Source organism: Prosthecomicrobium sp. N25 (assembly GCF_037203705.1).
Lineage (GTDB): Bacteria > Pseudomonadota > Alphaproteobacteria > Rhizobiales > Ancalomicrobiaceae > Prosthecodimorpha.
Map to the genome: position 1 here is coordinate 1 of NZ_JBBCAT010000003.1, position 24,943 is coordinate 24,943.

Sequence of the window (24,943 nt, forward strand, 5' to 3'; positions counted from 1 at the left end):
CTCGGAGCCGACCGCTTCAGTCTTGCGAGAGAAGCTGACCCTCACCGGGCCGCCGAACCCTCAGATAACCACCCGAGGACCCGGAAACAAGAGCGAAGTTCACTGCCGCTCGGCAGCGCCACCGCCCTCGTCGTTGGCCGCTATCTAGTCCCCCACCCCGCCGCCTGTCAACACGGCTCTTCGAAAAAGTTTCGGGCCACGGGTAATGCGAACCCGGAAACGCGCGGGAATGCTGGAATCTTGCGGTTTATCCACAGCTTGGGGAAAACACGCTCACGGTCTCTCGCCCCGCGCCAGCTTCTCTTCGAAGAGGTCGAGCACGGGGACCAGGTCCTCGACGCTGTCGATGATCACATGCGCGCCGGACCGGTCGAGCTCCGCCCGCGCCCGGGCGAGCCGACGCTCGTACTCCGCCTCTGGCAGCGCCTCGACCTCCTCGCGGGACAGCCCCATGGCGTTGCCTGACAGCGCCACGCCGACCGTCCAGCAGCCCGCCGCCAGGCCCTCCGCGATGCCCGGTTCCGTGTCGTCGACCTTCACCACCGCGGAGGGCGGGTAGACGCCGAGATCCGCGAAGGTCCGGTACATCATCAGCGGAGTCGGCCGCCCGGCCGGCAGGTCTCCGGCGCACACCAGGTTGTCCGGCGCGTAGCCCGCCGCCGCCGCGACCGGAACAAGCCGTTCCATGATCTCGCGCGTGTAGCCCGTCGTCGACCCGATCTTCAGGCCGCGCGCCCGGCAGGCCGCCACCGTCTCGAGCGCCCCGGGGATCAGGTCGGCGTAGTCGGTCACCACCCGGGCGTTGAGCGGCACGAACACCGCGTGGATCCGGTCGACGTCCTCCCTGGTCGGCATCCCGCCCCGTGCGGCCTGCCAGCGCGCGGCGATCGAGGGATCCCGGAGCAGCGCGTCGATATGGTCCCACTTCGGCAGGCCCATCGGCCGCCGCGCCTCCGCGATGGTGATCTCCACCCCGAAGGAGGCGAAGACCTGCACGAAGGCGCCCATCGGCGCGCGCGACCCGTAGTCCACGATCGTCCCCGCCCAGTCGAAGACGACCGCCTTGAGGTGCCTCATCCGAACATCTCCCCGATCACTTCCTCGGCGATCGCGAAGGCGGTCGACGCCCCCGTCCCGCTCGTCACCATCGCGATCCGGACCCGCTCAGCCGGCCGGTCGACGAACATCAGCCGGTCCGGCGCCGAAGGATAGATGCCGGTCCAGCGCTCCACCACCCGGGCCCCCGGCACGTCGAGAACCGCCTCGAACTCGTCGAGGATGATCCGGTCGACGGATTCCGGCGCGAAGGGGTCGGGTGTCGGCCCGTAGTGGTGGCTGTCGCCGACCACCAGCGAACCGTCCGCCGACTGGACGGCGATGAGGTGCACCCCGTTGGCGAGCGCGTCCCCCTGCTCCGCCTCGAGCCGCGCCTTCAGGGCCGCCGCCTCGGAGAGGGCCACATAGCCGAGATAGCGCACGAGCCCGAGGTCGGACATGACCGCTGCCCCGAGCCGGAACCCGGCCGCCCCGGGCGCGACGCGCATCATGTGCAGTTTGCACTTGGTCACCCCGTAGGCGGCGATCCGCTCGGGGAAGAGCGACAGGAAGTCCTCGCCCGGGCAGACGACCGCCGCCGCCGCCCGCACCGGCCCGGCGCTGGTCTCGAGGTGCGGCGGCTCCACGGCCCTGACCAGCGTGGACCGCAGGATGGTCACGCCCCACGCCGCCTCCAGCCAGCGCGCCAGCTTCGGGATCGCGTCCCGGCTCTCGACCCGGACCTCATGGGGCGAGTGGAGCGCGCCGGCGAGCGCCCCGGTCCGGAGCGCCGGCACCACGCCGGCCGCCTCGGCGGGCGACATCAGGCGGCAGCCCTCCCCCATCTCGGTCGCCCGGAACGCCTCCAGCACCGCCATCGCCTCCGGCCGCCGCGCCGCCACCACGAGGCCGCGGTGCTCGACCCGGATGCCGGCCTGCGGCGCCACCTCGGCCCAGACGTCGCGCGACCGCAGGGCGCGCCGCCAGCACGCTCCGCGCTCCTGCCCGGTCACCGTGACGAAGCCGAAGTTGCGGACGGACGCCCCGTTCGCCTGGGCGTCGCGGTCGATCACCATCACTTTCAGTCCCTTCCGCGCCGCCGCGAGCGCGTGCGCGAGGCCGACGATGCCGGCGCCCACGACGGCGAGATCGTAGTCGGTCATGGCAGCGCCTCCCCCTCCCCTTCCCGCGCCGCCCGGTCCTGGCGCGCCCGCGCCCCGGCCAGGATGCACAGGATTTCGAACAGGATCGTGACGCCCGCCAGCGTGGTCATGCCGCCGACGTCCCAGGGCGGCGAGACCTCGACCAGGTCGGCGGCGACCAGATCGAGCCCGTCGAGCGCCCGGACCAGGCGCTGCGCCTGCAGGACCGTGATGCCGCCCGCCTCCGGGGTGCCGGTCCCGGGCGCCTGGCTCGGGTCGATCCCGTCGATGTCGAAGGAGAGATAGGCCGGCCCGCCCCCGACGACGCGGCGCGCCTCCTCGGCCGCCCAGGCCCAACCCTTGTCGTCGAACTCCTCGATCGGCACGACCCGCATGCCGGACTCGAACGAGAAGGCCCACATGTCCGGCGTGTTGAGGCTGCCCCGGATGCCGATCTGGATGACCCGCCTCGGGTCGAGGAGCCCCTCCTCCACCGCCCGCCGGAACGGCGCGCCGTGATGGAACCGCGACCCCAGGTAGTCGTCGCCCGTGTCGCAATGGGCATCGACATGCACCATCCCGAGCGGCCCGTCCTTGGCCACCGCGCGCAGGATGGGCAGCGAGATCGAATGGTCTCCGCCGACGGACAGAGGCGTGACCCCGGCCCCGACGACTGTCCGGAAGAAGGCCGCGATCTCCGCATGCGCGCCCTCCAGCTCGTAGGGCTTCTCCACCCAGGCGTCGCCCAGGTCCGCCACCCGGACGAGGTCGAAGGGCGCGACGCCGGTCGCGCCGTTGACCTTGCGGATCAGCGAGGAGGCGTTGCGCATCTCGCGCGGTCCGTGCCGCGTCCCGGTCCGGTGGGTGACGCCGCCGTCGAAGGGCACGCCCACGACGGCGAGGTCGACCCCCGCGAGATCCTCCGCATAGGGAAGGCGGAAGAAGGTCGGGATGCCGGTGTAGCGCGGCCGGCGCTGGGGATCGGCGAGTTCGGGATAGCGTTCGATCGACTTGACCATGGTTCGTGTCTCGCGTGATCGCCTCAGGGGCGCAGGACGAGGGAGCGGCCGAGGCTGAGGATCGCCCCGCCGGCGATCGACCAGGCCGCGATGCGCCGCCACCAGGCGGCGTCGACCTTGTGGAAGAGCCGGCCGCCCAGGAAGACGCCGGCGAGGGTGGGCGGCAACAGAAGGAGCGCCGTCGTCCAGGCCTCCGCCGGGATGCCGATCGTGGACGCCCGCATGACGATCGCGGCGACGTCCACGACGCCGAAGAAGACGGTGAGGTTGCCCCGGATCGAGGCGGGTGCGGCGCCGATCGCCAGGAACCAGACCACCAGGAACGGCCCGCCGACCGCGAAGGCGGAGGCGAGCACCCCGACCAGGAAGGCGATCAGGCCGCCGATCCAGGGCCGGTCCAGCCCCGGGGCGCGGAAATGGGCGAGCGACACGAGCGCGGAGGCGAGCACCGCCGCGTCGAGCGCCGGTTTGACCCAGGCCGCCGGCAGCGCACTCGCCAGCGCCGCGCCCGCCACCGTCCCGGCCACGCCGCCGACCGAGAGCGGCACGAGCCGCGCCGGCTCCGCCGCCCTGAGCGCGCCGTCGCGCAGCATCAGAGCCGTGATGGCGAGTTCCACGATCAGCACGGTGGCGGTCGTCAGCCCGGGCGGGAAGACGGCGGCGAGCGCGATCGCGGCCATCAGCGCATAACCGAACCCCGTCATTCCGCGCAGGACGCCGGCCACGAAGACGACCAGGAAGGCATAGGCGATCAGCAAGGGCGGGACTCGACCGCGGGCCGGGGGACTTCATGACTACGCCCCCGCACCCCCGACCACCAGTCCCACGCTGCGGCAGGCGCTGCTCGGAATCTAGGCAGGTGCCGAAGCGCACGTCACGTCACCCCCTGGATCGCCGGTTACACGAAAGCAAACCGCGCGTGAAACCGAAACTGCCGTTCCTGGCCCGCTTCGTGCTTTGCCGTGGGGGCTCAGCCAGAGGGAACGAGAGACATGAGCAAGACGTTGGATCCCCGGAACGACACGGCCGCCACGCTGGCCGCCGCCCGCTCCTTCACCCGCCGCACGATCCTGAAGGCGACCGCCGCGGCCGGCGCCGTCGCCGCCACCGGCCCCTGGTACGTGAAGGACGCGCTCTCGTCCTCGGGCAGCCTCAACCTCCTGCACTGGGACGACGAGCTGCCCAACCCGGTCATCCCCGAGTTCGAGAAGAAGACCGGAATCAAGATCAACTCCACGCCCTTCTCCCAGAACGAGGAGCAGATCAACAAGCTGCAGGCCACCGGCGGCGAGGGCTTCGACCTCTGCCAGCCGACGCGCGACCGCGCCCCCCAGTTCAAGGACCTCGCCCTGCTCCAGCCCTTCGATACCAAGAAGCTGAAGCTCGACGTCCTGCTGCCCGCCATGCTGGAGGGATCGACGAGCGTCTGGACCTGGGACGGCAAGCTCTACCACCTGCCGCACTGCTGGGGGTCGGAGGCGATCTCCTGGCGGACGGACCTGACCAAGCTCGACTATAAGACGCTCTCCTACGGCACGCTGTGGAACGAGGAGTACAAGGGCAAGGTGCAGGGCCGGCCCCACTCGCTCCTGCTCGGCATCGGCCTCTGGCTCGACGCCACCGGCAAGCTGCCGTCCAACCGCATGATGGACGCCTTCAAGGACGAGGCGACCATGAAGAAGATCTACGACGAGATCCTCAAGGTCGCGATCACCAAGAAGCCCTGGATCAAGCAGTTCTGGGACTCCGCCGACAACACGAAGTCGGGCCTGATGGAGAACGGCGTCGTCATCGGCCAGACCTGGGACGGCCCGCCGCTGTCGCTGAAGAAGCAGGGCAAGCCGGTCTCCTACATGGCCCCGCAGGAGGGCGCGATCGCCTGGCTCGACGGCTGGTCCATGCCGACCGGCGCCAAGAACATCGAGCAGGCCTACGAGTGGCTGAACTACGTGCACACCCCGGAGGTCTCCGCCAAGGTCGCCGACGGGTCGGGCTACAACCCGATCGCCAAGGGCGCCGACGCGCTCCTCTCCGACGTCGCCAAGAAGAATTTCCAGGAGGCCTTCCCGGACGACGCCACGTCGAAGCTGTGGCACCGCCCGCCGGAGCCGTCCTGGTTCGCGGAACTCCGCACCCAGTACGCGGAGAAGTTCAAGGCGGCCTGAGGCCTCTCGGGCTTCCTCCCGCCGGGGCCGGCCGTCTCCCAGCGGCCGGCCCCGGCAGCTCGCCCCGCCCCCACGGCCCGCTCCGGCCGCGCCCGCCGGACGGCCGCAGCCGGCCTCCACCCGGAGCCCCTCCCCGCATGACAGCCGCCGTCCAGCTCGACCGCGTCAGCGTCCGCTTCGGCACGTTCACGGCCGTCGACGACGCCAACCTGGAGATCCGGCCGGGCGAGTTCTTCTCGTTCCTCGGCCCCTCCGGATGCGGCAAGACCACGCTGCTGCGCGCCATTTCGGGTTTCGTCGAGCCGTCCGAGGGCCGCGTGTTGATCGACGGACGCGACATGCGCGGCACCGGGCCGAACGCCCGCCCGACCGCGCTCATCTTCCAGAACCTCGCCCTCTTCCCGATGATGTCGGTCGCCGACAACATCGGCTACGGCCTGCGCGTGCGCGGGGTCGGCCGCCGGGAGCGGGCCGCCAAGGTCGACCGCCTGCTCGACCTGATCGCCCTGCCCGGCCAGGGTGGCAAGCGCATCGACGAACTTTCCGGCGGCCAGAAGCAGCGCGTCGCCATCGCCCGCGCGCTCGCGGTCGAGCCGCAGGTGCTCCTGCTCGACGAGCCCCTGAGCGCGCTCGACCTGAAGCTCCGCCAGCACATGCGCAACGAGCTCCGCGCCATCCAGCGCCGGGTCGGCATCACCTTCGTGTACATCACCCACGACCAGGGCGAGGCGCTGACCATGTCGGACCGCATCGCGGTCATGAACCGGGGCGTCATCGAGCAGGTCGCCGACGGCCGCACCCTCTACAATCACCCGCGGACCGCCTTCGTGGCCGCCTTCGTGGGCGAGAACAACGCCCTGCCGGGCCGGGTCGTGGAGGTCGACGGCGACTTCGCCCGGGTCGGCACCGAGTTCGGCCCTCTGGCCGGCGTGAACGCCCGCAGGCTGATGGCGGGCTCCGAGGCGGTCCTCTTCGTCCGCCCGGAAGCCTTCGCGATCGGCCGAGAGGACGACGCCGGAATTCCGGTGCGGGTCACCGAGGCCGCCTTCGAGGGCAACGTCACCCACCTGACCCTCGCGGCTCCGTCCGGCACCCGCCTGACCGTCACCCTCTCGGGCGCCGCCGCGCGGGAGGTCCCGCCCGAGGGGGCCGCCGTAACGCTCGCCTACCGGGCCGAGGAGGCGGTCGTCCTGCCGCCCGAGCAGGCCGGCCATGCATAGCGCCCTCGGCCAGTGGGTCATCTACGCGCTGCCGCCCCTGGTCGTGGCGGCTTTCGCGCTGATGGCCTGGGCCGAGCGCCGCAAGGCTCCGGCCGGCCCCGGCTTCATCGCCCGCAACGGCTGGCCCGTCGCGCTCTTCCTCGTGGTCGCCGTCGGGCTCTGGGCGATCTTCATGATCGTCATGCCCCTCATGGCGATGATCGACCTCTCCTTACGGCCGAAGCTGCCGCCGACCCAGTGGGGCGGTCCCAAGGACTTCTACACGCTCGAGAACTACCGCTACTTCCTGTTCGGCTCGACCACCTCGACGGACGCCTGGAACGCCACCCACCTGAAGGCCTTCTTCCTGACGATCTGGGTCTCGATCCTGATCACCATCCTCGACTTCGCGATCTGCTATCCCCTCGCCTACTACATGGCCCAGGTCGCGAAGCCGGCGCGGCTCCGCCTCTTCATGCTGCTCCTGATCGCGCCCTATTGGGTCAACGAGATCCTGCGCGCCTTCGCGTTCCGCATCCTCTTCGCCAGCCAGGGGGTCATCAACAAGGCCCTGCTGGCGCTCGGGCTGGTCGACGCGCCCGTCGACTTCATCGCCGCCGACGTCGCGCTCTATTCGGGGCTCGCCTACGCGTACCTGCTCATGATGATGTTCGCCCTCTACAACGCCATCGAGACGCTCGACCGCAACCTGGTCGAGGCCGCGCGCGACCTCGGCGCCCCCTGGTGGCACATCCACGCCTTCATCGTCGTCCCGCACGCCAAGCCCGGCATCGGCTCCGGCGCCACGCTCGTCTTCATGCTGACCGCCGGGGCGATCGCGGCGCCGCTCATCCTCGGCGGGCCCAAGACCCTGTGGTTCACACCGATCGTCTACGATCGCTTCTATCAGGCCTTCAACTGGCAACAGGGTGCCGCCTACGCGCTGATCCTGCTCGTCGCCTGCATCGTCTTCGTCCTCGGCGTCCTGAAGGTCTTCCGCCTCGGCCTCGGGGAGATCGCCCGATGACCTCCCGCGCGGTCTTCCGGGCCCTGATGGGCTTCTACCTGCTGGTCTTCTTCGCCTACCTGTTCGGCCCGCTCGTGATCATGGGCATCACGGCGTTCAACACCTCGGCCTACCCCCAGATCATGCCCTTCGAGGGCTTCACGCTCGACTGGTTCGGCGTGCTCTGGAACGATAAGGACATGATCTACGGCCTGAAGAACAGCCTGTGGATCGGCCTCCTGGTCGTCCTGGTCTCCGTGCCCGTAGGCTTCGCCGGCGCGATCGTGATGACCCAGGTCTACGACCGCGCGCGCGCCTTCTACTACCTCGTGGTGGTCTCCCCGGTCCTCACCCCCGGCGTCATCATCGGCATCTCGACGGTCGTCTTCTGGCGCCAGACCACCCAGGCGACCGGCCTGAAGTTCATCTACGACGGCACGGTCCTGACCGTCCTCGCCCAGTCGAGCTTCATCTCGGCCTACACCATGCTGATCTTCCTGGCCCGGCTGGCCCGCTTCGACCGCACGCTGGATGAGGCCGCCCTCGACCTCGGCGCCACCCGGGCCCAGGTCTTCCGCCATGTGCTGATCCCCTTCATGGCCCCCGCCATCGGCTCCGCCGCCGTGATCGCCTTCCTGTCCTCCTTCGAGAACTACAACACCACGACCTTCGCGATCCTCGCCGACAAGACGCTGACCACCGTCCTCGCCGGCCGCGTCCGCCAGGGCACGACCCCGGCCCTCTCCGCCCTCGCGGTCGCCGTCGTGGCCGTGACGGTGGCGGGCGCGATCCTGTACGAGCTCCTGAAGCGCCGCGAGGCCGCCCGGGCCGAAGCCCGCGCGGAGGCGGCCCATCGCGCCGAGGTGGAGGAGCTGAACGCCGGCCCCGTGGCCGCCTAGGAGTGCCGATGCGGCCCGTCCTCGACCTCTTCATGCCGTGGCTCGCGCCGGCCGGGCGGTTGGAGGCCCGCGACGGGCCTGGACGAACACGGCCGAGACGGAAGAGACTTGGCCGCCCCACGTGACCCGAACCCCGAGCCCGCCATGATCGCCAACTCGCACGACCTCATCGACCGCGCCTCGCTCGTCCACCAGCAGACCGACCTCGCCGCCTACGCGGAGACCGGCGGCACCATCATCGGCCGCGGCGAGGGCGTCTACGTCTACGACGAGGCGGGCAACAAGTACCTGGAGGCGATGGCCGGGCTCTGGTGCGCCTCGCTCGGCTTCTCCGAGCGGCGCCTTGCCGAGGTCGCCTACCGGCAGATGCTGGAGCTGCCCTACTACCACACGTTCTTCGCCAAGAGCCACGTGCCGGCCGCCGAGCTCGCCGATCGCCTGCTCGCCATCACCCCGAAGGGCATGTCCAAGGCGATGTTCCAGTGCTCCGGCTCGGAGGCCAACGACGCCGCCATCAAGCTCGTCTGGTACTACAACAACGCGCTCGGCCGGCCGAAGAAGAAGAAGATCATCGGCCGCGTCCGCGGCTATCACGGCAACACGGTCGCCTCCGTCAGCGTCTCCGGCCAGCCCCACATGCAGGGCGACTTCGACGTCCCCCTCCCCCAGTTCCGGCACGCGGACAACCCGCACTGGTATCGCTTCCACGAGGAGGGCGAAAGCGAGGAGGCCTTCTCGCAGCGGATGGCCGACAACCTCGAGAAGCTCATCCTCGCCGAGGACCCCGACACCGTGGCGGCCTTCTTCGCCGAGCCCGTCCAGGGCGGCGGCGGCGCCATCACGCCGCCGAAGGGCTATTTCGAGAGGATCCAGCCGATCCTGAAGAAGTACGACATCCTGTTCCTCGCCGACGAGGTCATCTGCGGCTTCGGCCGGACCGGCAACATGTGGGGCTCGGAGACCTACGGCCTGGAGCCCGACATGGTCTCCTGCGCCAAGGCGCTCTCCGCCGCCTACCAGCCGATCTCGGCCCTGATGATCTCGGGGCCGATCTACGAGGCCATGCTGGCGGAATCGAAGAAGCTCGGCACCTTCGGGCACGGCTTCACCTACGGCGGCCACCCGGTCGCCTGCGCGGTCGCCCTGGAGACCCTGAAGATCTACGAGGAGCGCGACATCCTCGGCCACGTCCGCAAGGTCTCGCCCGTCATGCAGGACGGCCTGAAGGCGACCGAGGACCACCCGCTCGTCGGCAACGCCCGCGGCGTCGGCCTGATCGCCGGCGTCGAGATCATGCTCGACAAGGCGAGGCGCATCCCCTTCGCGCCGGAGGCCAAGGCCGGCCTCGTGGTCCAGGACGAGTGCCAGAAGGCCGGCCTGATCGTCCGCGCGATCGGCGACCGCATCGCCTTCACGCCCCCGCTGGTCATCACCGCGGGCGAGCTCGACGAGATGCTCGCCAAGTTCCGCAAGGGCCTCGACGGCGCCCTCGACCGCCTGAAGCCGGCCTGACCCGGCCGGGCCGCTCCGTCAGGCCTTTGTGGCCGAGAAGGCCATGCGTCTCTGGTCGAAGCCGAGGTTGGGCCTCAGCCGCTCCGCCCGGAAGCCCGCGGCCGCGAGCCGGGCGAGCAGCTCCGCCTCCCCATGCCGCGCGAGCCCGATCTCGGCCCGGAGCTTGCGGTAGGGGGAGAAGAACATGGCCGCGAGCCCGCCGAGGGCGGCGAGCACGAAGCCGTGGCGCCAGCCCGTGGCGAGCAGGTTGCGGACGTCCCCGACGAGGTCGTCCTCGGGCGGGATGACGTCGGCGACGACGAGGCGCCCGCCCGGACGCAGGAGTGCCTTCGCATCGCGGAGGAGCGCGCCGAGCGCGGGCTCGTCCAGGTACTGCAGCACCGAGTTGACCACCATCAGGTCGACCCGCCCCGCGTAGTCGCGCGCCAGCTCCTCCGGCGACACGACCCGGATCCGCGCCTCGCCGCCGACCCGCGCGGCGACCCGCCGCCGCGTGTTCTCGGCGGCGTCGCAGAGCACGAGCTCCCCGCAGGCGCGCGCCACCTGCTCGGCCGCCAGCGCGTCGCCGCAGCCCCAGTCGACCACGACCGCGTCCGGCCGCGGCACCAGCGCCGCGATGTCGGCCGCGACCTTGTCGTAGTGCACCCGGCGGTGCCGGTCGTTCACGTAGATCCGGTGCGTGCCGTTCCAGAAGTCGAGCCAAGCCTGTGCCATCCGTCCTCCCGCCAGGGACCCGCGCGACCCTAGTGCAACGCCGCGGCGGAGCGCAACGCCGCCCCGGAAATCCCCGGCCGGGCAAGGAGATCGGCAAGTTTTGGGGCGAGCCGGGCCGACGGACCTGCCGCCGGGCGTCACCACGGCCCCCGCAGCCCCGGGAACCCCCGCCCGCCTCGGGCGTTGCCGCTCCACCTCTCGCCTTCCCGCTGCCGCAAGGCTCACGCTATAAGGGGCGGACAGCCCGGCGGGCCCGGCAGGTCCGGTTGCGCGCGAGGCCGAGGGAGACGGGCGCATGCGGTGGGAAGGCCGGGAGGAAAGCTCCAACGTCGAGGACCGGCGCGGTGAAGGCGGCGGGTTCGACACGGGCGGCGGGTTCGGCGGCGGCCTCGGCGGCGGCGGCCTCGGCATGCCGATAAACCTTGGCGGCGGCGGCATCGGCACGATCATCCTGTTTCTGATCGTCGCCTGGATCTTCGGGATCAATCCGCTGTCGCTCCTGTCCGGTCAATCGGTCGGGCCCGGACCGTCCCAGTACGAGCGCCAGACGCGCCAGCCGGCCCCGCAGGGCTCCGTCCGCCGCGACGAGCTCACCCGCTTCACGGCGGTCGTGCTGCGCGACACCGAGCAGCGCTGGGCCGAGATCCTGCCCCAGCAGGCCGGGGATCTCGTCCGCAAGGCGGCGGGCATGCGCTACCAGGAGCCGACCCTCGTGATCTTCTCCGGCGCGACGCGCTCCGGCTGCGGCACGGCCAACGCCCAGACGGGGCCCTTCTACTGCCCGGCCGACCGCAAGGTCTACATCGACCTCGCCTTCTACGACCAGCTGAAGACCCGCTTCCGCGCGCCCGGCGACTTCGCCCAGGCCTACGTGGTCTCCCACGAGATCGGCCACCACATCCAGAACCTGCTCGGCATCCTGCCGGCCTTCAACGAGGCCCGCCAGCGCATGAGCGAGCGCGACGCCAACCGCGCTTCGGTGCGCGTCGAGCTGCAGGCCGACTGCCTCGCCGGCGTCTGGGCGCACCATGCCCAGAAGGAGCGCGACTTCATCGAGCCCGGCGACATCGAGGAGGCGCTGAACGCCGCCTCGCGGATCGGCGACGACGCCATCCAGCGGACCATCCAGGGCTACGCGGTGCCGGACAGCTTCACGCACGGCACGTCGCAGCAGCGCGTCCGCTGGTTCCGCGCCGGCTTCGACTCCGGCCGCATGGGCTCCTGCGACACCTTCAACACGAGCCAGCTCTAGGCGGCCGCGGAACCACCCGCGCGCCCCATCTGGAGCGCGGAGTGACCGCGCGACGGCCCCCTGCCCTTCGCGAATCCCTTACCGCTCGGCGACTTGCGGCTCGCCCTTGCGCTCGCGGATGAGGTTCACGAATCGCGTGAAGAGATAGTGGCTGTCGCGCGGACCGGGCGAGGCCTCCGGGTGGTACTGCACCGAGAAGACCGGCTTTCCCTTCAGGCGGATGCCGCAGTTGGTTCCGTCGAAGAGCGAGACGTGGGTCTCCTCGACGTTGGCCGGCAGGCTCTCGCGGTCGACCGCGAAGCCGTGGTTCATCGACGTGATCTCCACCTTGCCGGTGGTGAAGTCCTTCACCGGATGGTTCGCGCCGTGATGGCCCTGGTGCATCTTGGCGGTCCGGCCGCCGAGCGCGAGCCCGAGCATCTGGTGCCCGAGGCAGATGCCGAAGGTCGGCAGGCCCTCGTCCACCAGCCGCCGGATGGTCGGCACCGCATATTCGCCCGTCGCCGCCGGGTCGCCCGGGCCGTTGGAGAGGAAGACGCCGTCCGGCCGGTGGGCCAGCACGTCCTCGGCCGTCGCGGTCGCGGGCAGCACGGTGACGCGGCAGCCGGCGTCCGCCAGCAGGCGAAGGATATTGCGCTTCACCCCGTAGTCGATCGCCACCACGTGGTACTTCGGGTCGGTCTGGTGGCCGTAGCCCTCGCCCAGGTGCCAGCTCGTCTCGTCCCACGTGAAGGTCTGCCCGGCGGTCACCCCCGGCACGAGGTCCATGCCGACGAGGCCCGGCCAGGCCTTCGCCTCGGCCTTCAGGGCCTCCACGTCGAAGGCCCCCTCCGGGTCGTGCGCCACGACCGCGTTGGGCATGCCCGCCTCGCGGATGAGCGCCGTCAGGGCGCGCGTGTCGACGCCCGCGATGCCGACGATCCCGCGCGCCTTCAGCCACTGGTCGAGGTGCCGCGAGGCGCGCCAGTTCGCCGGATCGGTGATGTCGGCCTTGAGGACGACGCCGCGCGCGCCCGTCACGGCCGCCATGTTGACGGTCTCGATGTCCTCGTCGTTGACCCCGACATTGCCGATATGCGGGAACGTGAAGGTGATGATCTGCCCGGCATAGGAGGGATCCGTCAGGATCTCCTGGTATCCCGTCATCGCCGTGTTGAAGCAGACCTCGCCCACTTGCCGGCCGACCGCGCCGAGGCCGAAGCCTTCGACGACCGTCCCGTCGGCGAGCACGAGAAGCGCCGTCGGTCGCGGATCCGCCCAGGCGTTCGGGTCCGTTCCGGGGGCGTTTCCGGTCGCGCTCATGGGCTTGCTTCCTGACGGTGTTGATCTAGAACTCGGCCGACCCGATATCGTCGGCAACGGTCGACGGATGAATCCGTCGCGCTGAGATAAGGGCGGACGCTCCGCCCGTCAACGTTTCCGCCCCGTCTTGCCCGGCGGCACCCGCGAGGACCGGCCATGCGCCAGCGACTGAACGACGATCTGAAGGCGGCCATGAAGGCCGGCGACAAGGCGAAGGTCTCGACGCTGCGGATGATCACCTCGGCCGTCAAGGACAAGGACATCGCCTCGCGCGGCGGCGCGGCCGCGGGCACCATCCCGGACGCCGAGATCGTCGAGCTGATGACGAAGCTCATCAAGTCCCGCGAGGAATCGGCCCGCCTCTACGATGAGGGCGGCCGCCCCGAACTCGCCGCCGCCGAACGCGCCGAGATCGCCATCATCCGCGACTACCTGCCCCGTCAGATGGACCCGGCCGAGGTGGACGCGGCCGTGCGCGCGATCGTGACGGAGGTCGGCGCGGCGAGCGTCAAGGACATGGGCAAGGTCATGTCCGCGCTCAAGGAGCGCTACGCCGGCCGCATGGACATGGGCAAGGCCGGCGCCGTGGTGAAGGCCGTGCTCGCGGGGTGAGGCGAGAACGGGAGAGGGCAGCTCAGGCGTCGAACAGGAACGCCGGGTGCTTCACCGCGAAATACCTCTCGCTGACGGCCTCGTTGTCCTTCCTGAAGAGGGCGGCAAGCTTGGCCTTGAGCTCGCCGAGGTCCGGCCGGGACCGTTGCGGCGGCTCGTCCTGCATCAGTTCGGTCCTGATCGTTTCCTTGATCTCCCGGACGGACTTGTTCTCGTCCTTGAGGGCGCGGACCAGTTCGAGCGCCTTGCCCACCTGTTCGGCGCCGAGACCCTGGTTCCGGCTCTCGACCGGGATGACGTCGGCCGTGAGATCGGTGCCGGTCCCCAGCTTGAGGAAGGTCCGTACGAAGCCGGGGAAGTCCGCCCGCAGGTACTCGAACGGCAGCACCACCAGCTTGTCCCGACCGTAGTGGCGCTCCACCGTGCTTAGGAGGGTCGACCAGCGCATCAGCTCCAGCCTGACCTCCTGCTCCCAGTACGGCCGGAACTCGGAGGTCACCCGGCCGTGGCGCAGCCTGTGCAGGTAGCAGGAGAGCAGGAACTCGTCCTGGCGCCGCACCGTGACGATGACCTTGTGCGGCGGGATCCCCAGCTTGTCGGTGAACCTGAACGCGCGCTCCGGCGCGGCGTCCCACGTCTTCTTGGAGGGATTCATCAGGGGACCCGTGCAGCCCTCGTCGCTCAGCAGCACGCAGCGCGTCGATTCGATCTCCTGCCGGAGCGGCGTGAAGGCGCTGTCGGCGGGTTCCGCCTTGCCCCGGATGAACTGGCCGATCTCGCTCTTCTGGAACCTGGGGGTGAAGTGATAGCGCACGCCATGCTTGGCCAGCTCCTCGTCCAGGCTCTTGAGCGTGTGCTGAAGAGACGTCGTACCCGTCTTCGGAGCCCCGATGTGGATCGCGTACATTCTCGTCCTCGTCCTCGATCACCAGTTTGCTACCGAGTCCCTGCCCTCCGGCAAGTCGTCAGTCCAGTCGGGCGCTTCCGCAGTGTAGGCGAACGATGCCATGCCGGCATTGAGAAGCGCGCTGTACAGAGGCAACCGGAACAAGGCGGCATCCGCACTGACGAGGTCCGAGTAGCATGCGAGTTCCTCGACGGCCAAGAGTTCGAAGCCGGACACGGCCAGCGTCGCCGCTGCGAGTACCCGGAACGGGAGCCGACAGACCCATCCGGCGAACAGCGCCATGGCCGCCGCCGCGAGGATCGGGACTGCACAGGCCATGGCGGATTCCTTGGGGCCCGGTACGCCGTTGTGACCATAGGCATGGAACGCGAGACATGCAAAAATAGGCATGTTGGTCGCGACTCGGAACGACCCTCGGCCATGGGCTTCGAGAATGAACGACGGAAATCCACAGAGTTCCGGAGCAGAACCGTGCGTCCGCGCGACGCCGCTCTGCCCGCCGGTGCGCCGTGGTCCAGTGCCCGTCCGGTCGCCCGCCTCCGATGCCCTCCGCCCCCTCACCGCTGCCCGACGCCCGTTGGCGCCGAAGTCGCCTCGGACGCATCCCCGACGCGGCACGCCGGAGCGGGGCGACATCGTTCCCGTACGACCGGCACGCGGACGGGCGCCGGTCGGGATCGGGACGGCCAGGGTGGATCGCGGGGCATCCTCCACGCCCGACGGTTGCGCGCGGCCGCGCCGGACCGGCCTGTGCCGCGCAGCCTGAAGGGTCGAGATGGTGCAGCTCTATCTGCATATCGGCATGCACAAGACCGGCTCGACGAGCATCCAGGACGCGCTCGAGGAGAACCGCGGGCTCTTGCGCGAATCCGGCATCCTGTTTCCCGACCTCGGCGACAACCAGTCCCGCGTCCTGAACCGCGCCTTCGGGACCTCCGAGGACGCCGCCCAGGACACCTCGCGCGTCAATGACATCGCCGAACGCCTCGTCCAGCAGCTCAAGGAGAACCCCGTCGACCGGCTCGTCATCTCGTCGGAGGCGTTGTTCCATTACCGCGCCCGACGCCGGGATGCCCTGAAATCGGTGCTGGATCGGATCACCGACGACGTCCGGGTGATCGTCTACGTGCGCGAGCCGATCGCCTGGGCGACCAGCCAGGCACAGCAGCATCTGCGCCATGGACGCATAACGCTCGACGAACTGGCGTCGCAAACGGCGACCGACGACGGCCGCAGGGGCCGTTCCGTGTTCCCGCGCTACAGAGCCGGCATCGAGGCCTGGATGAACGCCTACGGACCCGGCGCCATGGACATACGACCCTTCGGCTCCGAGCATTTCGTCGGCGGCACGTTGATGTCCGATTTTTGCGCCGCCCTGGGTGCGCCGGAACTGGCGCGCAAGCTTCCCGACGAGCAGCGCAATCCGTCCGTGTCCTACGAGGCGATCCTGCTGCTCGATCGCCTCATGGCGAGAGCCGGCCGCCGGTCGCTCGACGACCAGCCGGAGCTGACCAGCGCGCTGGCGCGTCTCCCCGGCTCGAAGTTCAGTCTCCCCCTGGAGCTGCAGCGGCGAATTGTCAAAGACACGGCCGAGGACGTTCGATGGTTGAGAGAGATCACGAACGCTCCGCTGTTCGCCGACCGGGCCCCTGAAAGCCGGATGCCCGAATGGAACGGGCGGACGCTGGATGCCCTGCTGGGGCTGATGATCAAGGAAAAACCTCGAGAATCCGCCCAGCCCTGGAGCAAAATCCTGCGCTGGCCCAAAAGGCTCTCATGATGTATGGCACGTGCCGTCACCCTCCCACCGTTGAACCAACATGAACGCGTCTCGACCCTCGACGGAGTTGTTGTCCGGCTACCCGGTCTTCATGCTCAACAGTTTCTCGAGATCGGGCGAGACCGTCTTGCTGAGGGCCCTCGCCGCGCACTCGAAGATTAAGGTCGCCCATGATCTGAACGCGACAAACACGCGCGCCGAGCAGAAGCTGGTCTCGCGGGTCCGTCACGGCGGCGCGCGCCTGATCTACGAGTCGGATTTCGCCGCCGGCGAGCCGCGCCCGCCGAGAGGGGGCGTTATCCTCGTCAAGAACGCGGTCTGGATCTCGTCCTTCGCCGTGCCCTCCTTCACGCTGGCCCGCAATCCCTTCGCGTCGATCACCAGCATCGGCGGGGTCGAGGCCGCGGCGGACGAGCGGCGGATCGCACAGAACGTCCCCCTCCGCCTCTGGTGCAGGATCCGCGGCAAGGAGCTGCCGACGACGGACGTGGTCGTCGATGTCCGCGAGAAGATCGGCCGCTGGGCCCGCGGCATGGACAAGCACCTGTTTCCCTATGTGACGAGAACCGACCCGATCGCGGCCCTGGCCGCCCTCTATGCCCGCAAGATGGGATATGCCTACGAGTGCGGCGGGCCCATCCTGCGCTACGAGAACTTCGTGAAGAACCCCGAACCGGTGTTGCGACGGCTGATTTCGTACTTCGGTCTCGAGTGGGAGGACGCCGTTCTTCGGTCTCACGAGAAGTACCAGCCCGGCGAGATCGGCCACGGCGGCATCAAGCTCTGGGAACCCATCCACGACAAGTCCGCCGACAAGTACAAGCGCATGTCGCTGAGGGACTTCTACCGGATCTACTCGATGACGGCCGATGTCCTGTGGAGGTTCGGCTACGCCGTGGATAAGGAGAAGGTGGTTTCGGTCGAGCACGTCCACAACGAGCGCTTCATCGATCAGGACCCTGACTCGCCCCTGGCCGAGCCCTCCGCCCGACCGCCGCACCCTGCGGACGACGACGAGGAAGACTGGCCGGCCCTGCCCGAGGAAACGCCGCGCGCTTCCTGAGAACGGTCGTCGAGAAGCGCGCGGCCGGCCTGGGCCCCGCGCGGCCCGCCCGTCCATGGGCACCCGGCGTCGCGGCCGCCGGACACGGCCATCGCCCCGGGGCCGCAACCGCGGCACGGGAAGGCGGGGCGACCCGGCGTTCGCCGACCACAGGGTCTAGGAGCCCTTCTGGGCGTCCCACTTCTTGACGAAGTCCTTGGCGGCTGCCTCGGCGAAATCCGGGTTCGCCTCGTCGAGGGCCGCGGCAGCCGGACTGAGCTCAACCGTCATGGACTTGGCGTTGCCCTTCTTGTTTGTCCATTTCACGACGACCGAAGCGCCCTCTCTGCTTACGTGTGTCAGGTCCTTTCTGAACTTGAGCGCGTTCGCCTTGGCCTTGAACTTCTCCAGATCCATGGGGGAACCTCCTCTTTCTATGCTTGGTTCGATCGAAATGTTAGTGACTGTGGGCAGACTTGGCAATCCGCGCGTCCCAGCGGCGTTGGGCCGACCCATGAGGCCGCGGGCCGCGTTTTCGCACCACCCGACAACCCCCCTCCCTTCCGTCCGCCGCCGCATCGCAGCACCCCGGCCACGCTTGCTCCCGCGAACGGGAACGGTATAGTCCGGCCCATGCTCCGTCCGTTGCGAACATGGCTGCTCGCGCTTCTGGCCGCCGCCGTCCTGGCGGTCCTGGCGGGCACACCCGCATCGGCGGGAATGGGGCCGGGCCACCACCACTCGCATGTGGGCGCGGACGGGCACGGCGACGGGACGTCCGCCGCGCAGTGGTCGCTCCCGGCCGACCCGATCGGGCACGGCAGCGCCGAACACAGGTCCGGCACGGACAGCTGCCCGTCCTCCGGCCACGGCGACGACGGCGCGTGCTGCGGAGTCGCCTGCCATGCCATGGCGGCCGTCACTCCCGAAGTCGTGCCGCAGGCCCCCGTCTTCGGCCGTCTTCGGCCTGCCAGGCCGGGGGCAGCGCATGTTCCGGGGCCCGTAGACCTCCTCGAAAGGCCACCGCGAGCCTGAGCGCGGATCGGGCCGCCGGCATGCTCCGGCGGCGCGCCAGGCCGTGACCGCGCGGCCGTCTCCCGCCCCTTCCGGCATCGTCCGCACCGCCGCCGCGTGGCGGTCCCTCGTCCTTGCGAGATCCCCCATGAGAATCGTCCTGGCGACCGGGGCAGCCTTGGTGCTGTCCGCGTGCGCGCCGCCGCCCGTCGTCACTGTCGGGCCCGACCCGGCCGATCCGGCCGTCCAGGTGCGCGCCACCACCTATCGGCCGGTGCTCGCGGGCACCGGCACCTTCGGACCGGTCGAGCCCAAGCCCTGGGCCGCGACCAACGAGGCCGTCGGGCCGAGAGGGAAGGGTCCATGACGCTCCGCCTCCTGGCCGCCGCGGCGCTTGCCGTCCTCCTGACCGGCTGCGCGAGCTTCACGCCCGACGGAGGCATGGCCCCCGTCCTCTCGGCGGCGAGCCTCGACCTCCGACAGGAGACCCTGAAGATCGACAGCCCCGAGAAGGCCGCCGCCGCGCAGGCCCGGGTCCGCGATCTCCTGGCCAAGCCGCTCGACCCCGACGGCGCCGTCCGGGTCGCGCTCCTCAACAACCGCAACCTCCAGGCCGAATACAACGCGCTCGGCATCGCGGAGGCCGACTATGTCGCCTCGACCCTGCCCGAGAGCCCGACCGTCACCTTCGAACGGGTGACCGCCGCCGGGATCCTGGACATCGAGCGGCGGCTGATCGCCGACCTGCTGTCGCTCGCGACCCTGCCCGCCCGCCGCGAGATCGGCGAGAAGCGCTTCGAGGCCGCCCGGTTCCGCGCCATCGAGGCGACGTTCCGGACCGCCGCCGAGACCCGCCGCGCCTGGTATCGGGCGGTCGCCGCCACCCAGGCGGTGTCCTTCCTGGAACAGGCGCGGCTCTCCGCCGAAGCCGCCGCGGAACTGACCACCAAACTCGGCGAGGCCGGATCGTCGAGCAAGCTCGACCAGGCCCGGGCGGCGGCCTTCCATGCCGAGATCTCCAACGACCTGGCCCGGGCGCGGCTTCGCGCGGTCACCGAGCGTGAGGCACTCACCCGGCGGCTCGGCCTCTGGGGCGCGGACACGGGCTACCGCCTTCCGACTCGCCTGCCGCCCCTGCCGAAAGCGGTCGAGACGTCGACCGAACTGGAGGCCCGCGCCGTCCTGCATCGGGTCGACCTGACGGCCGACCGGCTGGAGCTCGCGGCCCTCGCCCGGTCGCTCGGGCTCACGGAGGCGACCCGCTTCGTCTCGGCGGTCGAACTCGCCGGCATCTCGGCAACCGAATGGGAGAAGGACGGGCCGGACACCCACCGCACGCGCCGACGCGGCTTCGAGCTGGAGGCGACCATCCCGATCTTCGATCTCGGGGAGACCTCCGTGCGGCGCGCCCGCGAGACCTACATGCAGGCGGTCAACAGGCTCGCCGCCAAGGCGGTCGAGGTCCGCTCCGAGGCGCGCGCCGGCTATGCCGCCTACCGGGCCTCCTACGACATCGCCCGGGCCTACCAGACCCGCATCCTGCCGTTGCGCCGGATCGTCGGCGAGCAGGCCGTGCTCGAGTACAACGGCATGCTCAAGGACGTCTTCACCCTGCTGACGACCGCGCGCGAGAGCGCGGCGTCCAACCTGGCCGCCATCGAGGCGAAGCGCGACTTCTTCATCGCGGCCGTCGACTTCCAATCCGCCCTGATCGGCGGCGGCGCGGGCTCCGGCTCGCCCGCCGCTCCCTCCGCCGCCCCGGCCGAGGCCGGCGGCGAAGGCCATTGAAGGAGCACGTCATGACGCTCTCCCGTCGATCTCTCCTCGGCGCCGGCGGCGCCGCCGCCGCCCTCGTGAGCGCGGCCGCGGTCTCCGGCCGCGCCCAGGCCGCCTCCATCCCCGAGGCTCCGACCATGAAGGAGCCGACCATGCAGCCGCCTCTGCGGCCATCCAGCGGGCCGGACTACCAGCCCGTGGTCACCCTCAACGGCTGGACTCTGCCTTGGCGGCAGAACGGCGACTGGAAGGAGTTCCATCTCGTCGCCGAGCCGGTCACGCGCGAGATCGCGCCCGGCATGGTCGCCCATCTCTGGGGCTACAACGGCCAGTCCCCGGGGCCGACCATCGAGGCGGTCGAGGGCGACAAGGTCCGGATCTTCGTCACCAACAAGCTGCCCGAGCACACGACGGTGCACTGGCACGGCCAGCTCCTGCCCTGCGGCATGGACGGCGTCGGCGGCCTGACCCAGCCCCACATCAAGCCGGGCAAGACCTTCGTGTACGAGTTCCAGCTCCAGAAGAGCGGGACCTTCATGTATCACCCGCACGCCGACGAGATGGTCCAGATGGCCATGGGCATGATGGGCTTCTTCGTAGTCCACCCGAAGGACCCGGCCTTCATGCGCGTCGACCGCGACTTCGTGTTCCTGCTGAACGCCTACGACATCACGCCCGGCACCTACGTGCCCCGGGTCAACACCATGACGGACTTCAACCTCTGGACCTGGAACAGCCGGGCCTTCCCGGGCATCGATCACCTGGTCTGCGCCAAGGGGGACCGGGTACGCGTGCGGGTCGGCAACCTGACCATGACCAACCACCCGATCCACATGCACGGCTACCACTTCGAGGTGACCGGCACCGACGGCGGCTGGGTGCGGCCCGAGGCGCGCTGGCCGGAGGTGACCATCGACATCCCGGTCGGCGCCATGCGGGCCTACGAGTTCGACGCCGTCCACGAGGGCGACTGGGCGATCCATTGCCACAAGTCGCATCACACGATGAACGCCATGGGCCACGACGTGAAGACCTGGATCGGCGTCGACAAGCGCGAGATCGCCAAGAAGATCCGCAAGCTCGTGCCGGACTACATGCCCATGGGCTCGACCGGCATGGCCGAGATGGGCGCGATGGAGATGCCGCTTCCCGACAATACGCTCCCCATGATGACCGGCTTCGCCCAGTTCGGGCCCGTGGAGATGGGCGGCATGTTCTCGGTCGTGAAGGTCCGCGAGGGCATCGCCCGGGACGACTACAAGGACCCGGGCTGGTTCAAGCATCCGCCCGGCACCGTCGCGTACGAGTGGACGGGCGACCCGAAGCCCGCCGCCAGCGCTCCCCCCGCCAAGGTCGTGCCGGGCCGGACCGCCGAGGTGACGGTCGTCAAGCCGGGCAATACCAAGCCGAAGGCCGGCCATCAGCATTGAAGGAGATCGAACAATGAGATCGACGGTCCTCGCGCTCGCCATCCTGGCGGGCCTCGTCGCCGGCCCGGCGGCCGCGTCCCCCGGCGCCCCCGGACACACCCACAGTCATGACGGCTATGCCTTCGGCGAGCCGGGCGACCCGAAGAAGCCCGCGCGCGTCGTCGAGGTGGTCGCCCGGGAGGTCGACGGCCGCATGGCCTTCGAGCCGTCCCGGATCGAGGTGAAGCAGGGCGAGCGGATCCGCTTCCGCATCCGCAACGCCGGGCAACTCGCCCACGAATTCATGCTCGGCACCCCGGCCGACAACGCCAAGCATGCCGCCCTCATGCAAAGATTCCCGGAGATGGAGCACGACGACCCGAACGGAACGTCCCTGCAGCCGGGCGCGACCGCGGAACTCGTCTGGACGTTCTCCAAGGCGGGGACGTTCGAGTTCGCCTGCCTGAAGCCCGGCCACTACGAGGCCGGCATGAACGGGCCCCTCGTGGTGGTGCCCGCCTCCTCGAAGAAGAAGTGAAGAAAGGATCCCACCATGCTCGCGAAGTTCGCCTCCGCCGCCGCCCTGATCCTCGCCCTCTCGCAACCCGCCGCCGCCCAGGATTCGCTCGTCAACGGCCAGGTCACCAAGGTCGATCCCGGCGCCAAGAAGATCACCATCAAGCACGAGGAGATCAAGACGCTGGAGATGCCGCCGATGACGATGGTGTTCCAGGTTGCCAACCCGGCCTTCCTGACCAAGGTCAAGGCCGGCGACAAGGTCAGGTTCAGCGCCGACCGAGTCAACGGCGCCCTGACGGTCACGGCGATCGAAAAGGGGAAGTGACGGCCGGATCGGTCCCTTCGGGGCTCGCCGACCGGCCTCGGCGGCGAGACCTCGTCGGGACCGGTCAGGGGGCCCGGCCGCCATGCCGCGCTCGCCTAGAGGAGCCAGAAGACGACCGTGGCCAGAGCCAAGGCCAGGGCGGCGAGGCTTGGCACGATGACGGCCATCCCCGACGCGAAGGCCAGTCGAGCCACCCAATCGAAGGGACGATCGGAGTTCCGGCGCATCACAGGCCTCCGTCCGGTTCATCGGGACGGATCGGAGCCGCGACGGCCTTGTAGGCGTGCCAGGTGGCATGACCCAGCAGCGGGAAGACGACGATCATCCCGAGGAGCCCGGTGGCGACGCAGAGGGCGAACAGGGCGAGCACGATCGCTCCCCACGCGATCATGACCGGGAGGTTGTTCCAGACGAGCTTCATGCTGGTGCCCATGGCCGTGAGCGCATCGACGGGGCGGTCGAGCAGCATCGGCACGGCAAAGACGCTGATCGCGAACGCGAAGGCCGCGAACAGGCCGCCGATGGCGGTTCCGACCACGACCATGGTCCATCCATACGCGGTGCCGAACAGGATGCCGACGACGTGATCGAGGCCCGGGAAGGCCGTGACGCCGAAGAAGAGCGCCCACAGGAGCACCGCGGCCCGCGTCCACAGCAGCACGAGCAGGCAGAGGAGCAGGCCCGCGAAGAAGATCTGGGCACCGGCGCGCGGGCGGACGCGCACCATCGACCGGAAGCCGATGGCCCGTCCTTCGCCGAGCGTGCGGCTCTTCTCGTAGAGGCCGATCGCCAGGAAGGGCGCGACGATCAGGAATCCGGCGAGGGCCGGGAAGAGAATGTAGTCGCGCCCGAACGCCACGAGGGTCCAGACGAACGCGACCGAAAGCACGAACACCGCGCCGCCATACGCGAGGCTGGGCATCGGGCCGGCCTTGAAGTCCTGCCAGCCCGCGGCGAGCCAGCGCAGACCCTCCAGCACGGGCAGATCCCGCTGGAGGCGAGGGTCGCGCGTCTCGCCGATGCCGGAGGTCTCGCTCAAGAGCCAGTAGGATCTGTCGGTCTCGCTCACGTCCCCCTCCTTCAGCACGCCGGCATGGCGGCGCGATAGCCTCGGCCGTCGTCCCTCGCCTTCAGATGGGCGACGCAATCCGGTTGCGAACGAACGGCGACATAGACGAGATGCGCATGGGCGCCGACGACCAGCAGAGCCGACGCGAGGATCAGCCAGGGCAGCCAGCGTATGGGCGGACGGGCGCGCATGCGTTCGATCATGGCCGCTTGACGCCGAGGTCGTGGACGTAGAGCGCGAGGGCCCGGATCTCGGCCTTGGTCAGACGCTCGTCCCACGTCGGCATGTGGCCGCGACGCCCCCCGTGCACGGAGGCGATGATGGTGTCGAGCGTGCCGCCGTAGATCCAATAGGCGTCGGTCAGGTTCGGAGCCCCGACCTCCCGGTTGCCCTTCGCGTCGTCGCCGTGGCAGGGCGTGCAGGTGGTCGCGAACACCTCCTTGCCGGCCTCGATGGTGGCGACGGTCTGCGGCGTGGAGAAGTCCGGGTGCGTCAGCGAGTAGACGTAGGCGGCGACGTTGCGCACCTGGTCGCGGTCGAGCATCCTCTCGCGGCCGAAGGCCGGCATCTGCCCGACCCGGCTCTCGGGATGGGCGGTGTTGACCCCAACCCTCAGGGTCTGTTCGATCAGGTCGGGCCCGCCGCCCCACAGCCAGTCGTCGTCCGTGAGATTGGGATAGTTGGTACCCCCTTTGGCATCCCGGCCATGGCAGGCCGCACAATTGTCGCCGAAGAGCTGGCGCCCGGTGCGCCGGACCGTGCGCATCAGAGCCTCGTCGGCGAGGAGGGAGTCGTAGGGCTCGGTCTCCAGCCGGGTCGTCCAGGAGGCGCGCTGCCGAAGGCCGTCGGCCAGCCGCGCCTCCACCGTCGTCTTCTGGTCGACCCCGAGGAGCCCCTTCGTGTAGGTCGTCCCGAGCGGCCAGGCCGGGACGACGAACCACCAGGCGATCGCCCAGAGATGCGTCACGATCAGGAAGATCAGGACGCCGCGGGGCACGGGCGTGTCCAGCTCCTTGATCCCGTTCCACTCGTGCCCGGTCGTCTCGCGGCCGGTGACCGGATCGCGCTCGTTCACCGCCATGGTTCGTCGTTCCGCTCGAGGATGCTCGTCTTCGCCTGGCGGAACCGTTCTCGGTTCCTCGGCCAGAACGCGTAGGCGACGACGCAGAGGAAGAACCCCATCATGTAGAAGAGGCCCCAACTCTTGGAGATGGCGACGAGCGTGTCGTGATCGAGGTCGGGCAT

At 69.8% G+C, this 24,943-nt stretch carries 28 protein-coding genes; 14 read left to right on the plus strand and 14 right to left on the minus strand.

Annotated elements, in window-relative coordinates:
• Window positions 1-273 precede the first annotated feature (273 nt).
• Genes phnX through WBG79_RS19110 form a run of 4 tightly spaced genes read right to left on the minus strand, consistent with a single transcriptional unit; the run spans window position 274 to window position 3,954 of the window.
• Window positions 274-1,077: a phosphonoacetaldehyde hydrolase gene (phnX, locus tag WBG79_RS19095; protein WP_337358811.1), complete on the minus strand. Its 804-nt coding sequence runs from the start codon at window positions 1,075-1,077 to the stop codon at window positions 274-276.
• Window positions 1,074-2,198: a TIGR03364 family FAD-dependent oxidoreductase gene (locus WBG79_RS19100; protein ID WP_337358812.1), complete on the minus strand. Its 1,125-nt coding sequence runs from the start codon at window positions 2,196-2,198 to the stop codon at window positions 1,074-1,076. The genes phnX and WBG79_RS19100 overlap by 4 nt, the downstream gene beginning before the upstream one ends.
• Window positions 2,195-3,196, minus strand: a complete 1,002-nt coding sequence (locus WBG79_RS19105) for an agmatinase (protein ID WP_337358813.1) — start codon at window positions 3,194-3,196, stop codon at window positions 2,195-2,197. The genes WBG79_RS19100 and WBG79_RS19105 overlap by 4 nt, the downstream gene beginning before the upstream one ends.
• 23 nt (window positions 3,197-3,219) lie before the next feature.
• Window positions 3,220-3,954 (minus strand): sulfite exporter TauE/SafE family protein, encoded by a 735-nt coding sequence (locus tag WBG79_RS19110; RefSeq protein WP_337358814.1) that lies wholly within the window; start codon window positions 3,952-3,954, stop codon window positions 3,220-3,222.
• A gap of 234 nt (window positions 3,955-4,188) precedes the next feature.
• On the opposite strand from WBG79_RS19110, the gene WBG79_RS19115 reads away from it, so the two are divergent.
• From WBG79_RS19115 to WBG79_RS19135, 5 genes are all read left to right on the plus strand, one after another.
• Window positions 4,189-5,361 carry an extracellular solute-binding protein gene (locus WBG79_RS19115; RefSeq protein WP_337358815.1) on the plus strand — a complete coding sequence of 391 codons (1,173 nt, stop codon included), beginning with the start codon at window positions 4,189-4,191 and terminating at the stop codon, window positions 5,359-5,361.
• 137 nt (window positions 5,362-5,498) lie between these two features.
• Complete coding sequence (locus WBG79_RS19120) at window positions 5,499-6,581, plus strand: ABC transporter ATP-binding protein (RefSeq protein WP_337358816.1); 1,083 nt, start codon at window positions 5,499-5,501, stop codon at window positions 6,579-6,581.
• Window positions 6,574-7,587: an ABC transporter permease gene (locus tag WBG79_RS19125; RefSeq protein WP_337358817.1), complete on the plus strand. Its 1,014-nt coding sequence runs from the start codon at window positions 6,574-6,576 to the stop codon at window positions 7,585-7,587. The genes WBG79_RS19120 and WBG79_RS19125 overlap by 8 nt, the downstream gene beginning before the upstream one ends.
• On the plus strand, window positions 7,584-8,465 hold the full coding sequence (locus WBG79_RS19130; RefSeq protein ID WP_337358818.1) for an ABC transporter permease: 882 nt from the start codon (window positions 7,584-7,586) through the stop codon (window positions 8,463-8,465). Before WBG79_RS19125 ends, WBG79_RS19130 begins: the two co-directional genes overlap by 4 nt.
• Before the next feature lie 144 nt (window positions 8,466-8,609).
• Window positions 8,610-9,977 (plus strand): aminotransferase, encoded by a 1,368-nt coding sequence (locus tag WBG79_RS19135; protein WP_443147495.1) that lies wholly within the window; start codon window positions 8,610-8,612, stop codon window positions 9,975-9,977.
• A gap of 18 nt (window positions 9,978-9,995) precedes the next feature.
• On the opposite strand, the gene WBG79_RS19140 is transcribed toward WBG79_RS19135, so the two are convergent.
• Window positions 9,996-10,691, minus strand: a complete 696-nt coding sequence (locus WBG79_RS19140) for a class I SAM-dependent methyltransferase (RefSeq protein WP_337358820.1) — start codon at window positions 10,689-10,691, stop codon at window positions 9,996-9,998.
• Window positions 10,692-10,986: 295 nt separating this feature from the next.
• Here WBG79_RS19140 and ypfJ point away from each other — a divergent pair, with 295 nt between their 5' ends.
• Window positions 10,987-11,943, plus strand: coding sequence for a KPN_02809 family neutral zinc metallopeptidase (gene ypfJ / locus WBG79_RS19145; protein WP_337358821.1), 957 nt, complete (start codon window positions 10,987-10,989; stop codon window positions 11,941-11,943).
• Between the two features lie 78 nt (window positions 11,944-12,021).
• Here ypfJ and carA read toward each other — a convergent pair whose 3' ends face one another.
• Window positions 12,022-13,245 carry a glutamine-hydrolyzing carbamoyl-phosphate synthase small subunit gene (gene carA, locus WBG79_RS19150; RefSeq protein ID WP_337358822.1) on the minus strand — a complete coding sequence of 408 codons (1,224 nt, stop codon included), beginning with the start codon at window positions 13,243-13,245 and terminating at the stop codon, window positions 12,022-12,024.
• Window positions 13,246-13,401: 156 nt separating this feature from the next.
• On the opposite strand from carA, the gene WBG79_RS19155 reads away from it, so the two are divergent.
• On the plus strand, window positions 13,402-13,857 hold the full coding sequence (locus WBG79_RS19155) for a GatB/YqeY domain-containing protein (RefSeq protein WP_337358823.1): 456 nt from the start codon (window positions 13,402-13,404) through the stop codon (window positions 13,855-13,857).
• A gap of 22 nt (window positions 13,858-13,879) precedes the next feature.
• Here WBG79_RS19155 and WBG79_RS19160 read toward each other — a convergent pair whose 3' ends face one another.
• Entirely contained in the window at window positions 13,880-14,764 is an 885-nt protein-coding gene (locus tag WBG79_RS19160) for a hypothetical protein (RefSeq protein WP_337358824.1), read from the minus strand.
• An 18-nt stretch (window positions 14,765-14,782) separates the two neighbouring features.
• Window positions 14,783-15,082 carry a hypothetical protein gene (locus WBG79_RS19165; RefSeq protein ID WP_337358825.1) on the minus strand — a complete coding sequence of 100 codons (300 nt, stop codon included), beginning with the start codon at window positions 15,080-15,082 and terminating at the stop codon, window positions 14,783-14,785.
• A gap of 457 nt (window positions 15,083-15,539) precedes the next feature.
• Here WBG79_RS19165 and WBG79_RS19170 point away from each other — a divergent pair, with 457 nt between their 5' ends.
• Both WBG79_RS19170 and WBG79_RS19175 read left to right on the plus strand, forming a co-directional pair.
• Entirely contained in the window at window positions 15,540-16,544 is a 1,005-nt protein-coding gene (locus WBG79_RS19170; RefSeq protein ID WP_337358826.1) for a hypothetical protein, read from the plus strand.
• Between the two features lie 127 nt (window positions 16,545-16,671).
• Complete coding sequence (locus WBG79_RS19175; protein ID WP_337358827.1) at window positions 16,672-17,607, plus strand: hypothetical protein; 936 nt, start codon at window positions 16,672-16,674, stop codon at window positions 17,605-17,607.
• 156 nt (window positions 17,608-17,763) lie between these two features.
• Here the strand turns inward: WBG79_RS19175 and WBG79_RS19180 are convergent, their stop codons facing one another.
• Entirely contained in the window at window positions 17,764-18,003 is a 240-nt protein-coding gene (locus WBG79_RS19180) for a hypothetical protein (protein ID WP_337358828.1), read from the minus strand.
• Between the two features lie 745 nt (window positions 18,004-18,748).
• On the opposite strand from WBG79_RS19180, the gene WBG79_RS19185 reads away from it, so the two are divergent.
• From WBG79_RS19185 to WBG79_RS19205, 5 genes are read left to right on the plus strand one after another with little or no spacing between them, the layout of a single operon-like run.
• Window positions 18,749-18,967, plus strand: a complete 219-nt coding sequence (locus tag WBG79_RS19185) for a hypothetical protein (RefSeq protein ID WP_337358829.1) — start codon at window positions 18,749-18,751, stop codon at window positions 18,965-18,967.
• Window positions 18,964-20,388 (plus strand): TolC family protein, encoded by a 1,425-nt coding sequence (locus WBG79_RS19190; RefSeq protein ID WP_337358830.1) that lies wholly within the window; start codon window positions 18,964-18,966, stop codon window positions 20,386-20,388. Before WBG79_RS19185 ends, WBG79_RS19190 begins: the two co-directional genes overlap by 4 nt.
• Before the next feature lie 11 nt (window positions 20,389-20,399).
• Window positions 20,400-21,806: a multicopper oxidase family protein gene (locus WBG79_RS19195; RefSeq protein ID WP_337358831.1), complete on the plus strand. Its 1,407-nt coding sequence runs from the start codon at window positions 20,400-20,402 to the stop codon at window positions 21,804-21,806.
• Between the two features lie 13 nt (window positions 21,807-21,819).
• Window positions 21,820-22,323 (plus strand): cupredoxin domain-containing protein, encoded by a 504-nt coding sequence (locus tag WBG79_RS19200; RefSeq protein ID WP_337358832.1) that lies wholly within the window; start codon window positions 21,820-21,822, stop codon window positions 22,321-22,323.
• Between the two features lie 15 nt (window positions 22,324-22,338).
• The gene (locus WBG79_RS19205) at window positions 22,339-22,629 is read left to right on the plus strand and encodes a copper-binding protein (protein ID WP_337358833.1); all 291 of its coding nucleotides are present in this window, start codon (window positions 22,339-22,341) and stop codon (window positions 22,627-22,629) included.
• Window positions 22,630-22,724: 95 nt separating this feature from the next.
• On the opposite strand, the gene WBG79_RS19210 is transcribed toward WBG79_RS19205, so the two are convergent.
• From WBG79_RS19210 to WBG79_RS19230, 5 genes are read right to left on the minus strand one after another with little or no spacing between them, the layout of a single operon-like run.
• Entirely contained in the window at window positions 22,725-22,856 is a 132-nt protein-coding gene (locus tag WBG79_RS19210) for a hypothetical protein (protein ID WP_337358834.1), read from the minus strand.
• Window positions 22,856-23,698, minus strand: a complete 843-nt coding sequence (locus tag WBG79_RS19215) for a DUF2189 domain-containing protein (RefSeq protein WP_337358835.1) — start codon at window positions 23,696-23,698, stop codon at window positions 22,856-22,858. The genes WBG79_RS19210 and WBG79_RS19215 overlap by 1 nt, the downstream gene beginning before the upstream one ends.
• 11 nt (window positions 23,699-23,709) lie before the next feature.
• Window positions 23,710-23,901 (minus strand): hypothetical protein, encoded by a 192-nt coding sequence (locus tag WBG79_RS19220; RefSeq protein WP_337358836.1) that lies wholly within the window; start codon window positions 23,899-23,901, stop codon window positions 23,710-23,712.
• Entirely contained in the window at window positions 23,898-24,779 is an 882-nt protein-coding gene (gene ccoP, locus WBG79_RS19225; RefSeq protein ID WP_337358837.1) for a cytochrome-c oxidase, cbb3-type subunit III, read from the minus strand. Before ccoP ends, WBG79_RS19220 begins: the two co-directional genes overlap by 4 nt.
• Entirely contained in the window at window positions 24,770-24,943 is a 174-nt protein-coding gene (locus tag WBG79_RS19230) for a cbb3-type cytochrome c oxidase subunit 3 (RefSeq protein ID WP_337358838.1), read from the minus strand. The genes ccoP and WBG79_RS19230 overlap by 10 nt, the downstream gene beginning before the upstream one ends.